At 69.0% G+C, this 14,069-nt stretch carries 11 protein-coding genes and 1 pseudogene; 7 read left to right on the top strand and 5 right to left on the bottom strand.

What is annotated here, in order from left to right; all coding sequences use genetic code 11:
• Positions 1-4: 4 nt before the first annotated feature.
• From IEX88_RS08945 to IEX88_RS08930, 4 genes and pseudogenes are all read left to right on the top strand, one after another.
• Complete coding sequence (locus IEX88_RS08945; RefSeq protein ID WP_244639977.1) at positions 5-871, top strand: MBL fold metallo-hydrolase; 867 nt, start codon at positions 5-7, stop codon at positions 869-871.
• 46 nt (positions 872-917) lie between these two features.
• A pseudogene (locus IEX88_RS08940) lies at positions 918-2,602 on the top strand (bifunctional protein tyrosine phosphatase family protein/NAD(P)/FAD-dependent oxidoreductase).
• 96 nt (positions 2,603-2,698) lie between these two features.
• Positions 2,699-3,487 carry a sulfite exporter TauE/SafE family protein gene (locus tag IEX88_RS08935; protein WP_188850223.1) on the top strand — a complete coding sequence of 263 codons (789 nt, stop codon included), beginning with the start codon at positions 2,699-2,701 and terminating at the stop codon, positions 3,485-3,487.
• A 44-nt stretch (positions 3,488-3,531) separates the two neighbouring features.
• Positions 3,532-3,741 (top strand): YgaP family membrane protein, encoded by a 210-nt coding sequence (locus IEX88_RS08930; RefSeq protein WP_188850222.1) that lies wholly within the window; start codon positions 3,532-3,534, stop codon positions 3,739-3,741.
• 158 nt (positions 3,742-3,899) lie between these two features.
• On the opposite strand, the gene IEX88_RS08925 is transcribed toward IEX88_RS08930, so the two are convergent.
• Positions 3,900-4,106: a hypothetical protein gene (locus IEX88_RS08925; protein WP_188850221.1), complete on the bottom strand. Its 207-nt coding sequence runs from the start codon at positions 4,104-4,106 to the stop codon at positions 3,900-3,902.
• A gap of 85 nt (positions 4,107-4,191) precedes the next feature.
• On the opposite strand from IEX88_RS08925, the gene IEX88_RS08920 reads away from it, so the two are divergent.
• Entirely contained in the window at positions 4,192-5,187 is a 996-nt protein-coding gene (locus tag IEX88_RS08920; protein ID WP_244640011.1) for a serine hydrolase domain-containing protein, read from the top strand.
• Between the two features lie 32 nt (positions 5,188-5,219).
• Here the strand turns inward: IEX88_RS08920 and IEX88_RS08915 are convergent, their stop codons facing one another.
• Positions 5,220-7,370 carry a TonB-dependent siderophore receptor gene (locus IEX88_RS08915; RefSeq protein WP_188850219.1) on the bottom strand — a complete coding sequence of 717 codons (2,151 nt, stop codon included), beginning with the start codon at positions 7,368-7,370 and terminating at the stop codon, positions 5,220-5,222.
• 259 nt (positions 7,371-7,629) lie between these two features.
• On the opposite strand from IEX88_RS08915, the gene IEX88_RS08910 reads away from it, so the two are divergent.
• On the top strand, positions 7,630-8,475 hold the full coding sequence (locus IEX88_RS08910) for an alpha/beta hydrolase (RefSeq protein WP_188850218.1): 846 nt from the start codon (positions 7,630-7,632) through the stop codon (positions 8,473-8,475).
• 36 nt (positions 8,476-8,511) lie between these two features.
• On the opposite strand, the gene IEX88_RS08905 is transcribed toward IEX88_RS08910, so the two are convergent.
• Genes IEX88_RS08905 through IEX88_RS08895 form a run of 3 tightly spaced genes read right to left on the bottom strand, consistent with a single transcriptional unit; the run spans position 8,512 to position 12,271 of the window.
• Positions 8,512-9,396 (bottom strand): ABC transporter ATP-binding protein, encoded by an 885-nt coding sequence (locus IEX88_RS08905; RefSeq protein WP_188850217.1) that lies wholly within the window; start codon positions 9,394-9,396, stop codon positions 8,512-8,514.
• Entirely contained in the window at positions 9,393-11,402 is a 2,010-nt protein-coding gene (fhuB, locus tag IEX88_RS08900) for a Fe(3+)-hydroxamate ABC transporter permease FhuB (protein ID WP_308423839.1), read from the bottom strand. The genes IEX88_RS08905 and fhuB overlap by 4 nt, the downstream gene beginning before the upstream one ends.
• Positions 11,399-12,271: an ABC transporter substrate-binding protein gene (locus tag IEX88_RS08895; protein WP_188850216.1), complete on the bottom strand. Its 873-nt coding sequence runs from the start codon at positions 12,269-12,271 to the stop codon at positions 11,399-11,401. The genes fhuB and IEX88_RS08895 overlap by 4 nt, the downstream gene beginning before the upstream one ends.
• A gap of 349 nt (positions 12,272-12,620) precedes the next feature.
• Between IEX88_RS08895 and IEX88_RS08890 the strand changes: the two genes are divergently transcribed.
• Positions 12,621-13,874 (top strand): tlde1 domain-containing protein, encoded by a 1,254-nt coding sequence (locus IEX88_RS08890; protein ID WP_188850215.1) that lies wholly within the window; start codon positions 12,621-12,623, stop codon positions 13,872-13,874.
• The last annotated feature ends 195 nt before the right edge of the window (positions 13,875-14,069 follow it).

Here is a 14,069-nt window from a genome sequence, read left to right as displayed (position 1 = left end):
GACCATGACAGCCCACCCCCATGTCGAAACTTTCTTCGACGAGGCGACCAACACGTTTTCCTACGTCGTCCGCGACCCCGCCTCGGCGGCCTGCGCCGTCGTCGATTCCGTGCTCGACTTCGACTACGCCTCGGGCGCCATCAGCCATGCCTCGGCCGACCGGATCATCCAGTATATCCGCGACAACAAGCTGGTGCTGGAATGGCTGATCGAGACGCATGTCCATGCCGATCATCTCTCGGCCGCCCCCTACATCCAGAAGATCCTGGGCGGCAAGATCGGGATCGGCGCCGGCATCCGGATCGTGCAGGAGACGTTTGGCAAGGTCTTCAACGAGGGCACCGAGTTCCAGCGCGACGGCTCGCAGTTCGACCGGCTCTTCGAGGACGATGACAGCTACGCCATCGGCACCCTGCCCGTCACGGTCCTGCACACGCCCGGTCACACGCCGGCCTGCATGACGCATGTTGCCGGCGATGCCGCCTTCGTCGGCGACACGCTGTTCATGCCGGACGGCGGCACCGCCCGGGCGGACTTTCCGGGTGGCGACGCGCGCACCCTCTACCGCTCGACCCGGCGCGTGCTCGACCTGCCGCCCGAGACTCGGCTGTTCATGTGCCACGACTACGGCCCGAACGGGCGGCAGATCCTCAACGAGACGACGGTCGCCGAACAGCGGGCGCACAATATCCACGTCCATGACGGCATCAGCGAGGACGAGTTCGTCCGCCTGCGCACCGAGCGGGACGCGACCCTCGCCATGCCCCGGCTGATCCTGCCCTCGCTGCAGGTGAACATGAAGGCCGGCGCCCTGCCCGAGCCCGAGGACAACGGCCGCAGCTACCTGAAAATTCCGATCAACGCCTTCTGACAGCGTCCGCCAAGAGACGCCGGAAACAGAGTTCTGGGAGAGAAGCATGCAGCCGAAGAAGATCACCGACCAGCTTTCGGTCAGCCCGCAGATCATGCCGGACGAGATGGGCCAGGCGAGGGCTGCCGGCTTCCGCTCGATCATCGTCAACCGGCCGGACGGCGAAGGCGCGGATCAGCCGACCTTCGCCGAGATCGCAGCGGCAGCCGAAGCCGCCGGCATGGAGGCCCGCTACATCCCGGTGACCATGGGCAAGGTCGGCGACGACGATGCAGCGGCCTTCGGCCGGGCCATGGACGAGCTGCCGAAACCCGTCATCGCCTTCTGCCGGTCGGGAACGCGGTCGGCGACGCTCTGGTCGCTGTCGGAGGCCGGCCGGCGACCGCTGCCGGACATTCTGGAGCGCACCAAGGCGGCGGGCTACGACATGGCCGGCGTCGTCGCGCGGATCGCCAATGGCGGCAAGGTGGTGACCGACAGCGGCGCCAGCGGCCACGACATCGTCATCGTCGGCGGCGGCGCGGGCGGCCTTGCCGTCGCCGCCAGCATGCTGGCGCGCGTGCCGGGGCTCGATATCGCGATCATCGAACCGGCGGACGTGCACTACTACCAGCCGGGCTGGACGCTGGTCGGCGCCGGCGTGTTCACCCCGACCGAGACGCGCAAGGACATGGGCGCCCTGATGCCCAAGGGGGTCAGCTGGATCAAGGCCGCGGTCGCCGCCTTCGAGCCGGACCGGAAGGCTGTCATTCTCGAAGGCTGCCGCGTCGTCACCTACAACAAGCTCGTCGTCGCCCCCGGGCTGAAGCTGAACTGGGCGGCGTCGAGGGCCTGATGGAGACGCTCGGCCGCAACGGCGTCACCTCGAACTACCGCTATGACCTCGCGCCCTACACCTGGGAACTCGTGCAGAAGTTCCGGGGCGGCACGGCGCTGTTCACCCAGCCGCCGATGCCGATCAAATGCGCCGGCGCGCCGCAGAAGGCGATGTATCTCTCCTGCGACCACTGGCGGCGGCATGGCGTGCTGGACAAGACGAAAGTCGAGTTCCTGAACGCCGGCCCTGTGCTGTTCGGCGTCGCCGACTACGTCCCGCCGCTGATGGAGTATATCCGGAAATACGCCATCCAGCTCTCCTTCGGGCACACGTTGACGAGGGTCGACGGGCCGGCGAAGCGGGCCTTCTTCAAGACCGCCACCGCCGACGGCGAGACAGAAATCGTCGAGCGCCCCTTCGACATTCTGCATGCCGTGCCGCCGCAGACCGCCCCGGATTTCCTCAGGGTCTCGCCGCTCGCCAATGCGGCCGGCTGGCTGGAGGTCGACCAGGCGACGCTGCGTCATACCCGCTTCCCCGACATCTACGGCCTCGGCGACGCGATCAGCGCGCCGAACGCCAAGACCGCGGCGGCCGCCCGCAAGCAGGCGCCGGTGGTGGCGGAGAACCTTCTGCGCGACATGGGCCGCCTCGGCGGGGCCGAGGGCGCGGTCTATGACGGCTACGGCTCCTGCCCGCTCACCGTCGAGCGTGGCAAGGTGATCCTGGCGGAATTCGCCTATGGCGGCCGCCGCGTGCCGAGTTTTCCCGCCTGGTTCATCGACGACCTCAAGCCCTCCAAGGCCGCCTGGCTTCTGAAGGAGCGCCTGCTGCCGCCGATCTACTGGCAGGCCATGCTGAAGGGCCGCGAACCCATGGCCAAGCCGCAGCGCGAGAAGGCGCCGACCGGCTGACCTTGCGCCGACGACTGGAAGTGGCCGCACCCCGCACGGAGCGGGCGGCGGTTTCGGGGCGGTACCGCCCTGCCCTCATCGCATCGGAAGAGCATGATGATCCTCGCTCCCCTCCAATACGCCCTCGGCGGCTTTTCCGGATCGCTGGTCGGCTTCACGCTCGGCCTGTTCGGCGGCGGCGGCTCGATCCTGGCGGTGCCGCTGATGGTCTATCTCGTCGGCGTTCCGAGCCCGCACATGGCCATCGGAACCAGCGCCTTCGCCGTCGCCGCGAACGCGGCGACGAACCTCGTCACCCACGCCCGCCACGGCAACGTCAAATGGCGCTGTGCGGGGCTCTACAGCGTCGCCGGCATCGTCGGCGCGGTGCTCGGCTCGACGCTCGGCAAGGCGGTCGACGGCGAGAAGCTGCTGTTCCTCTTCGCCCTTTTGATGCTCGTGGTCGGCGCGCTGATGTTCAGGGGACGCGGAAACCTCGGCAATCCCGGCGCCGAGTGCAACCGCGAGAAGGCGCCGAAAGTGCTCGGCTTCGGCGCGCTGACGGGGATCTTTTCCGGCTTCTTCGGCATCGGCGGCGGGTTTCTGATCGTCCCCGGGCTCGTCGCCTCGACGGGCATGCCGATCCTCAACGCCATCGGCTCCTCGCTGGTCGCGGTCGCCGCCTTTGGCCTGACGACCTCGATCAACTACTCCCTCTCCGGCCTCGTCGACTGGCCGCTGGCCTTCGTCTTCGTCGCCGGCGGCATCCTGGGGGGGCTCCTCGGCGCCGTCGCGGCGCGCCGTCTCTCCGCCCGCAAGGGTGCCCTCAACGTCGCCTTCGCCGGGCTCATCGTCGTCGTCGCCGTCTACATGATCGTCAAGAGCATCAACAGTTTCACCGCCTGACCGTCTGGCAGCCCGCCAGCGGCAGCTCTTCCAGGAGACATGCCATGTTCAAGTCCGCCAATGTCGGCACCACCGACCGCATCCTCCGCCTCCTCGCCGGCATCGCGCTGGCGGTCTATGCCTATACCAGCCTGATCGGCACCTGGGCGATCGTCGCCTACGTCGTCGCGGCCGTCCTCATCCTGACGGCGCTCGTCCGCTTCTGCCCGGCCTACCGCCTCCTCGGCACCAGCACCTGCAAGATCGCGCGCTGAAACGACGGCAGGGCGAGCGGCGGCACGAACACGTCGCTTGCTCCGAGCTGCGTCGGAACCGCCGCGTCCGGCGAGGATGCGCTGCCGCGACACAGCGTGCGGCGCGACGAGCTTGCCCGCCGCTCAGCTGCGCGAAACCGCGATCGGCCCTTAGAGGATCACAGCGCCCCTTCCAGGGCTTCGCCGTCGAAGGCGGCAAAGCGCGTGGTCGTCGCGTCGCGGTAGGACAGAAGCCCGTCCGCGTCGCTGCCGAAGGGGTTCGCGGCGATATCGGCCCGATTTCCGTCGGACCGTGAAATCCGGCGCCCATCACCAAGGGGTGACAGAGGTTTTTCCCGGGGCCGGCGGCCCCATGTGTAAGGCATGCAGACAAAAACCCTCCGCCCTCACCCCCTCCGTGCCGCAGCGTCGCTCTTGAGCCTCTCGCTGGGGCTGGCCCTTGTCGGGCCGATGACCGCGCCGGCCCTTGCGCAGTCGGTCGACCAGAAGGTCGCGTTGCTGTCAGGTGCGTCGCAAGCGGCGCGGTCGCTGCAGCCGCTGAATACCCTGCAGGTGTCGGTGGGCGGCGAGGTGCTGCTCGACGAGGGATATCGCGGCCACCGGACCACGGCGCCGACGAACATCAAGTCGGCCTCCAAATCGATCGTCTCGGCGCTCGTCGGGATCGCCATCGACAAGGGCGTCCTGACCGGGACGGAGCAGAAGATCGCGCCGCTCTTGAAGGACAAGCTCCCGGCCAATCCCGACCCGCGGCTTGCCGAGGTGACGATCGGCAATCTCCTGTCGATGCAGGCCGGCCTGGAGCGCACGTCGGGGCCGAACTACGGCGCCTGGATTTCCAGCCGCGACTGGGTGCGCGCCGCGTTGGCCGTGCCCTTCGTCGACGAGCCCGGCGGGTCGATGCTCTATTCCACCGGCTCGACGCATCTTCTCTCCGCCATCCTCACCCGCGCGAGCGGCAAGAGCACGCTGGCCCTCGCCCGCGACTGGCTGGGCAAGCCGGCAGGCGTGACGATCGCCGACTGGGAGCGGGATCCGCAGGGGATCTATCTCGGCGGCAACCAGATGGCGATGACGCCGACCGCGCTCCTGGCCTTCGGCGAGCTCTACCGCAATGCCGGCCGCAGCCCGGACGGCACGCAGGTGATCCCGCAGGCGTGGATCGCCCAGTCCTGGGAACCGCGCACGCGCTCTCGCTTCTCCGGCGAGCCCTATGGCTATGGCTGGTTCCAACGGGATTTTGGCGGCCATGTCGGCCATTACGGCTGGGGCTATGGCGGCCAGATGATCTACGTCATTCCCGATCTCGCTCTGACCGTGGCGATTACCTCGAACGAGAACAGCCCGTCCGCCCGCACCGGCTACAAGGACGATCTGCACCGCCTGGTCGCCGAGGAGATCGTTCCCGCCGTCACGGCCCGGCACGCCGCCCCCGCCCGCAGCTAGCGGCGGGAGCGACTGGCTTTTCCGTTTCAGCCTCAGAAACGGTAGCGGATCGATCCGATGACGTTCCGGCCCTCGTCGAGGTAGCAATAGCCCGAAGAACAGGTCGCATCGCGCTTGTCGAAGAGGTTCTTGGCGTTGATCTGCGCGCTGACGCCCTCGAACCTCGGGTTCGCCTTGCCGAAGTCGTAGGACAGCGAGGCGTCGACGAGGATGCGGGAGTCGTTCTTGTACGTATTGGCGTCGTCGCCAAAACTCTCGCCGACAAAGCGCAGGCCGGCGCCGAAGCCGAGCCCTTCGGCCTTTCCGCCCTGCACCGTATAGTCGCTCCAGATCGAGACCTGATGCTCGGGAATGCCGGAGGGGAACATGCCCTCGTTGTTACCCCGGGTGATCTCCATGTCGAGATAGGTGTAGGCGGCGGTGAGGTTGAGCCCCGTCATCAGGCTGGTCGTCGCCTCCAGCTCGAAGCCTCGGGACTCGACCTCGCCGCGCTGGATCTGTCCGAGGAGATTGTCCGGATCCTGCGCCAGGACGTTGGTCTGAACGATCCGGAACAGGGCCGCGTTGACCGCGAGGTTCAGGTCGTCCGGCGCGTATTTGATGCCGATCTCCTCCTGCTCGCCCTCGGTCGGCTGGAACGTCGCGCCGGTGGCGCTGCGCCCGATGGTCGGCGCGAAGGAGGTGGAATAGCTGACATAGGGCGAGATGCCGTTGTCGAAGAGATAGGCCAGGCCCGCCCGCCCGGAGAACTTCTCGTCGTCCTGCTCGGTGCTGAGCGCGCTCATATAGTCGAAGTTCTTGGCTGTCAGCCAGTCGTAGCGTCCGCCGAGCGTCAGCACGAAGCGCTCATATTCCAGCTGGTCCTGCAGGTAGAGCCCGGTCTGGCTCTGCTGCGTCGTCGTGGAAACGAGATTCAGCCCCGGCGTGGCGATGGCCTGCTCGCCATAGTTCAGGTTCACGAGGTCGAGATCCGGCGCCGGGCCGAAGCCGTAGCTGTCGTCGACGTCGACGTAGGAATAATCGAGGCCGCCCAGCAGGGTGTGCTTCACCGGTCCGGTGTCGACGTGGACCTCTGCCTGGTTGTCGACGACGAAGGAATCGAGCTCGTCGACGATCCGCCAGGCGGTGCGGGACGCCGTCCGGCGGTCGGCCGAGATGGCGCCGATCTGCGTGTACTTCACGTCGGCATCGATATGGGCGATGCGCAGGTTCTGGCGCACCGTCAGGGTTTCGTTGAAGCGATGCTCGAACTCGTAGCCGATGCGGCTCTGCTGCCCGTCGAAGTCGCCGAAAGCCGGATCGCCCGATTCCAGGCCGGTGATCTTGCCGTTCTCGTTGACATAGGAGGCGTTGCCGCCGGTCTTGAAGTCCATGTACTCGCCGAGAACGGTGAGCACAGTGTTCCGGTCGTCGGAGCGGATCGTCAGGGCCGGCGCGATGAAGATGCGGTCATCCGAGGCACTGCGCAGCTCGGTGTCCGCGTCGCGGGCAAGGCCGGTAATGCGGTAGAGGACGTTGTCGCTGCCGCCGAGCGGGCCCGAGGCGTCGAAGCTCGCCTGATAGCGGTTGTTGGAACCGATCTGCGTCTCGACCTCCCGGAACGGCGCTTCGGTCGGGCGCTTGGAGACGAGATTGACGATGCCGCCCGGCGAGCCGCCGCCGTAGATGACGGAGCTCGGCCCCTTCAGGACGCTGATCCCCTCCAGGCCATAGGGCTCGGTCTTGAAGATCGAGAAGTTGCCGGTCATCTCGCGCAGGCCGTCGCGATAGACGCCGTTGTAGGTCACGTCGAAGCCGCGGATGTAGAAGCTGTCGAAGCGCGGATCGAAGCCGAACGCACCGACCCGGACGCCTGGGGTGTAGCCCAGCGCTTCTTTCAGGGTCTGGACCTTGCGGTTCTCCAGCTGCTGGCGCGAAACGACATTGACCGTCTGCGGCACCTTCTTCAGCGGCGTGTCCGTCTTCGTCGCCACCGTCGCTGCCTTGGCGACAAAGCCGTCCGCCTGCAGCCCGCCGCCCTCTCCGTCGCCCGCGGTTTCAGCTCCGCTGCCGCCTTCTAGCGTGACGGCATCCAGCACGATCGCGTCCTGCGCCGAGGCCGATTGGGTTCCGACCGCGGTGAGACAGGAACAGCTGAGAAGCGTCGCACTCAGGAAATGGGTCAGGCGAAGGGATGGCGACATGGTGCAACGGGTCCTATGGGAATTCGGCATGAAGCAGCTTGCCGACAGCCCTAGGAAAACATGATAAGGCGAGTCAAGATTTGTTGCCGAAGGGCCACGAGGGAACGACGGACCTCCCCGTGACAAAGGTAAGCGGAAACAGAGACCTGCCCTCGCGGGCGGAATCACGCTGCCAGCGTTGTGGCAGCAAAAGCCCGAAACTGAGATAAATAGGACACAGGATTTGGATCCTTTCCAACAATGGTCAACCGGAAGTGCTGTGTGCCTGCCGAACACGCGCATCGCCGACCTCGACGGCCCCGATGGCGCGGTCTGGCGGCTCTTCGTCCATATCCCGCCCGGCGACGCGCCGGACGGCGGGTGGCCGCTTCTCGCCATGACCGACGGCAATGCCGTGATCGCGACGGCCGTCGACGCGCTCCGCGTCCAGTCCGCCTATCCCCTCGGCACGGACGTGCAGCCGGGGATCATCGTCGCCATCGGCTATCCCTGCGAGGACGCCTACGATCCCCTGCGCCGCTCCTTCGACCTGTCGCCGCCGCCCGGCCGGTCCTACCCACCGTTTGCCGAGGGCGGGCCGGCGGTCCTCACCGGCGGCGCTGATCGGTTTCTCCGCTTCATCGAGGAAGTCGCGCTGCCCTTCGTCGGCGCCCTGGCGCCCGTCGATCCCATCCGGCGCACCCTGTTCGGCCACTCCTTCGGCGGGCTCTTCGCCCTGCATGTCCTGTTCTCGGGCTCTCAGGTATTCTCGCGCTTCGTCGCGGCCAGCCCTACGGTCTACTGGGAGGACGGCCTGCTCCTGGAGAGCGAGAAGCGGTTCGCCGGCGCGGCCCGGGACAGCGACGTCGAGGTCCATCTGTCCGCGGGAGAACATGAGGGCGAGGCGCTGGCGCCGTTCCAGTACGGCCGCGAGGACACCGAAAAGCGTCTCGATCACGCCCGGACGATCCAGACCCTGGCGCTCACACAGGCCATGGCGGCGCGGCTTGGTGACCTGCCGCGGTCGCGCGTGGCCTACGAGACCTATCCCGGCGAAACCCACATGACGATGCTGCCGATCGCCGTCTCGCGCGCCGTCCGTGTCGCCTTCCGCATCTCGGCCTGAGGCAGCCGGGAGGAAGGCGTCGTCGCGCCTCGGCCGTCAGCCGCCGGACGCGTCGGTGCCGGCATGGTGGGCCGCCTCCGCGCCCTGAAGGGTTTCGGCGGGCGAGAGAAGCGGAACCGCGACGCCGATCGCCGAACCCGGCCGCGGCAGGACTTCCATCTCGACGTCGTAGACGCTCGCCAGGGCCGCAGCCGACATGAAGCGGGCCGGCGGTTCGTTGGCGACGAGCTGCCCCTGGCGCAGGGCCACGATCCGGTCGCAGAAGCGCGCGGCCATGTTGACGTCGTGCAGCACCACGACGACGCAGAGCGAGCGTTCGTGACCGAGGCGCCGGATCAGCGCCAGCACCTCGATCTGGTGCGCCACGTCGAGGGCCGAGATCGGCTCGTCGAGGAGAAGGCAGCCGGCGTCCTGCGCCACCAGCATGGCGAGCCAGACCCGCTGGCGTTCTCCCCCGGACAAGGTGTCGACGTCCCTGTCGGCGAATTGGAGCGTGCCGGTCAGGTCCATCGCGCTTTCCGCCTTGGCGGCGTCGGCCTCGGTGAAGCGGCCGAGCGCGCCATGCCAGGGATAGCGGCCGAGGCGCACCAGTTCGCGGGCCCTCAGCCCGGTCCCGACGGGCGGATCCTGCGGCAGGTAGGCGACGCGGCGGGCGAGGTCCCGCGTGCCCCACTGGCCGAGCGGGCGGTCCTCGAACCGGATCGCTCCGCTGGTGGGCGTGTTCTGGCGGGCCAGCAGCTTGAGGAGCGTCGACTTGCCCGAGCCGTTCTGGCCGACGAGTCCGGTGATCTCGCCCGCGCGGAAGGACAGCGTCAGCGGCGAGAGGATCGTGCGACCGCCCGCATCGAAGCGCACGGCATCGAGTTCGAAACCCGGCAGTGCGGCGTCCGCGCCCGTCGGCACGGGAAGGACGAGGTTCATGGCAGACGCCTTTGCAAGAGCCAGAAGAGAACGGGCGCCCCGACCAGGGAGGCGACGAGGCCGGTGGGAAGCTGAAACGGAAAGGCGACGACGCGCGCCACCCAGTCAGCGGCGACGAGAATGGCAGCCCCCGTGCCGGCGCTCAGCAGTAGCGCCGACCCCACCTGCCGCACGCCGACGAGGCGCACCAGATGGGGGGCGATGAGCCCGACGAAGGTCAGGGGACCGACCACCGGCGTCGCCGCCGCCGTCGCCAGCGCCGCGAGGGCGAGGAGAAACAGGCGGCTCGCTTTGACGTCGAGGCCGAGGCTCGCGGCCGGCGCCGATCCGAGCGCCAGAAGCGCCAGCGGTCGCCCCGTCGGAACGGCCAAGGCCAGGACGAGCGCCGCCGCAGCCGCGGCCGTGAGCGCGCCGGACGGCTCCACCGTCGCGGCGGCCCCCGCCATCCAGGACAGGAGCTGCACGGCGCGCGGATCGCCCGTGGCCGACAGAACCCCGATCACCGCATCGAGCAGCGCCGAAATCGCAATGCCGGCGAGGAGCATGCGCTCCGGCGCATAGCCCGAGCGGCGCCCCAGCAGCAGGATGAGGAGAAGCGTCGCCAGGGCCCCGGCGAAGGCGGCGATCAGCGTGCCGCCCGGCGACAGGGTGCCGGCGGCGAACAAAGCGATGGCGACGGCGAAGGTCGCGCCGGCGCTAACGCCGAGGATTTCGGGACTGGCCATCTCGTTCCCCGTCAACCGCTGAAGCACGAAGCCGGCGGTGGCCAGCAGCATGCCGGCCGCCGCGACGGCGAGCGTCCGTGGCCATCGCCAGGGCAGGATCGACGCCATGTCCGAGGAGCCGAGCCAGGACCATCCCCCATCCGGCGCCCGCCCGAGGAACAGGGCGACGGCGAAGAGGAGGACGAGGCCCAGCGCCACGGCGATGGCGGCGACGCGCGATCGGTTCCCGCGCCCGCTCAGCGTCGGGCGGGCCGCCCGGGCAACCGGGGGCTGCATCGCGGCCTGCAGCCGCGGCAGCAGCCAGAGGAGGATGGGCGAGCCGAGCAGCGCGGTGACGGCACCGGTCGGCACGAGATCGGAAGAGGCGCCGGCAGCGAACTGGACCAGGAGATCGGTGAGGAGCAGGAGCGACGCCCCGATCACGGCGGACCACAGGAGACGCGCGGGAAAATCGCGCGCGCCGGCCAGCCGCGCCATGATCGGCGCCACCAGGCCGACGAAGCCGATCACGCCCACCGCACTGACGGTGACGGACGACAAGGCGACGGCGAGCGCGACGGCGCCCAGCCGCAGGCGGGCGACCGGCAGGCCGAGCCCGCTCGCCGCCTCGTCGCCGAGTTCGAGCAGCGACAGCGGACGGAGCAGGAGAAGCACGAAGGGTGCGGCGATCGCCAGCCGCAGGGCGAGATCGGCCGCCGGCGTCCAGCTCTGCTGGCTGAGCGAGCCGCTGCCCCAGATGAACAGGCTGACCAGCCAGCGACTGTCGATCAGCGTCAGGACGGAGGCGAGCGCCCCGCAATAGAGCCCGACGAGGAGACCGGAGAGCACCAGCGGCACGGGCGCGAAATTCTGTCGGCGCGCGAGCGCGAAAACCAGCGCCGCCGCCAGGGACGAGCCGAGAAGGGCGACGAGATCGCGTCCCCAGCCGAAGAGGGCCGGGGCAAACAGGGTGGCGAGCGCCAGGGTGAGACGGGCGCCCGCGTCGATGCCGAGCGTGGTCGACGAGGCCAGGGGATTGCGCAGCGCCTGCTGCAGCAGCGCGCCGGCCGCCGCCAGCGCGCCGCCGCACATCACTGCCATCACCAGACGCGGCAGGGTCGCATACAGGAGCACCAGGCGCTGCGGATCGTAGCCCTCTGTGCTGTCGCGCCAGAGCGCCGGGAGATCGGGGCCGACGAGGACGACGGCGAGAACGAGGGCCGGAAGAGCCAACGCCAGCGCCAAAAGCGCCGGCCCGTTCATCCGGGCGAAAGTGCCGAAGGCCGGCACGGCCGGGGTCACGCGGCCTGCTCCAGCATGTCGAGCAGCAGACTGGCGAAGCGCCGCGCCGACGGCACGCCGCCGAACACCAGCACGGACGGCAGGACGGGTACTGTCCCGTTCCGCACGAAAGGCAGCTGACGCCAGAGGGGACTGTCCGGCAGGGTCGCGGCGGCCTCGGCGGGAAGATAGTCGGCGACCGCGAAGGCGTCGCTGATCACCGCCAGCCCCTCCAGGCCGATGGTCGAGAACCCCCAAAAGTTCGTCGGCGCCTCCCAGGCGTTGCGAAGGCCGAGCCGGTCGAGCACATCCTGATAGAGGCCCGGCCGCCCCATGACGCGGACATGGCGCTCGTCGATGAAGGAGAGGATCGCGACCGGCCGGCCGCGAAACGGCAGAGCGCGCGTCGCGCAGGCATCGAAGAAGCGCTCGGTCTCGTCCAGATAGCGCTCGGCCTCCGCCGACCGGCCGGTGATCGCGCCGATTTCGCGGGTCGCGGCGATGGCTTTGGGCAGCGGCGAGCCGCCTTCCGAATAGATCGTGATGCGCCGGACCGGCGCGATCCGCGACAGCCGCGCCTCGGTTGGGCCGACATAGTCCGTGGTCAGGATGAGATCGGGGCGAAGGGCGGCGAGCAGTTCCATGTTGGGATCGAGACTGGCGCCGAGATCCACCGTGCCCGGCGCGAGCGCCGGCTCGAGCACCCACTTCGCCCAGTCGCGCCGGTCGCTGATCGCGATCGGCGGACAGCCGAGCACGATCAGCGTCTGGGCCAGGGCGTAGTCGAGGGTCGCGACGCGGAGCGCGGCCGCTCGTGCGGGCCCGGCCCGCGACAGGATGGCGGCGGCCAGCAGACCCGAGACGAGAGCACGCCGACGAGGGTCGGGCATATCGGGCCGTTCGCCCCAGCTTGTCCCTTGGGCGGGAACCGGAAAAGCCCGCGAGGGGGACGCGCTCAAGACCTGCTGTCCACGATGATCCTTCCATGCCGCGCTCAGAAGTGCTCGAAACAATATTTGGAGTCAGTTCGTCAAGTTTAATGTGAGGAAGGCCGGCCGTCGCTGTCGGCTTCGCCTGCCGGCCCAATCCCGCTGTTCCCGCGTGCCGACGGGCCGGCCGGCGAGGGCAACGGGTTGGTAACCATAAGCTGCGACTTTGGAAATCGGCGGCGGCGTTCCGGCTCGACCAGACCTGCCGACCGATGCGCGACCTGTTCCCGACTCAAGCCTGGCTGATCCCATGACTTCTCCCGCCGACGCGACTGCCCCCTCCCCGGCGACGGCGCCCCGCAGCGTCCGGGCGGGAGCGCGCCCCCTGAAGCGGGGCCGGGCTCCGCTGGTGCTGGCGCTCGCTATCGGCTGCGCCTTCGCGGCTGTGCTCGGAACGGGTTTTGTCCAGCACCTGCCGACGGTCGCCCTCGCCGCGCCCGGACCGATGCAGACGGATCCCGCCTTTGCGTCACGCGGCACGCCGGCTCCTGCCCTTCCGCGCGTCGCCGCAGCGAACCCGAAAGCGTCGCGGCTGGCGCAGCCGGCGCATCGGACGGTCGCGGCCGCGCCGCTGCCCATTCCCCGCCCCGTGCGGGAAACGCGGGTTGCCGAGCGCGGCAGCCATCAGAAGCTGGCGCTCGGCCTGCCGCATCGGCTGTTCGTGCCGGTTGCGCCCGGCGCCACGTCGTTCCGCCCGTCGGCCGCCTTCCGCCTCGCCTTGACGGAAAGCCGGACGATCGCACTCGCTCTGCCCGTCCCGGCGCCTGCAGTGCTGGTGGCAAACACGACGACCGCCGAACCCGTGCCAGTCGCCAAGGCCGAAGAGGTGCCCGTGCAACTGGCGATGCTGGAGCCGTCTACGCCATCCTCGGCCATGGCCGGCACGCCGGAGGCGGTGCTGGAAACCTTGGTTCCCGTACCGAGCGCCCGGCCGCGGCACCGGATGAAGAACCCGATCGCGGCCGCCGTTCGGTCCGCGCAGACCAGACGCGAAAGCGCGGCGCCCGTTCTTGCCTATGCCCGCCCGGACGCCGGCGACGAGGATGAAGGCATCCCGATCGGCCGCAGCGCCAACGTGCGGCCCAGCCGGGGCGTCGCGGTCTACGACATCAGCGCCAAGATGGTCTATCTGCCGAACGGCGAAAAACTGGAGGCGCATTCGGGCCTCGGCGCCCTGCGCGACGATCCGAGCTTCGTGCACAAGAAGATGCGCGGCGCCACCCCACCGCATACCTATAACCTGGCTCTGCGCGAAAGCCTCTTCCACGGCGTGCGGGCGATCCGCCTGCATCCGGTCGGCGGCCAGAAGGCGATCCACAACCGCAACGGCCTGCTCGCCCACACCTACATGCTGGGTAAGGGCGGCGATTCCAACGGCTGCGTTTCGATCAAGGACTACAAGCGGTTCCTCGCGGCCTACGACCGCGGAGAGATCCGGAAGCTCGTGGTCGTCGCCCGCATGTCGAACAATCCGATCGATCGCTTCGCCTCCATCTTCCGATAACACCGGATTGCTGGAGCCGCCCGCCCTCGCGGCGGACAAGGGCACGGCTGAGCGCGCGGGCTCGCCACCGCGCCCCGGCGCCATACCGCAGATCGCAGCAGACGATCCTCGCGCTATCATCGGCAACCCGGCAGTGCGGGCGTTGAAACGGGAACCCTTGTCTCGCCTGATGAGGGCGACCGCGGGGACTCGACC

The sequence above is a fragment of the Aureimonas glaciei genome, assembly GCF_014643375.1.
GTDB classification, from domain to species: domain Bacteria; phylum Pseudomonadota; class Alphaproteobacteria; order Rhizobiales; family Rhizobiaceae; genus Plantimonas; species Plantimonas glaciei.
This window is presented reverse-complemented; position numbering and strand designations above follow the sequence as displayed.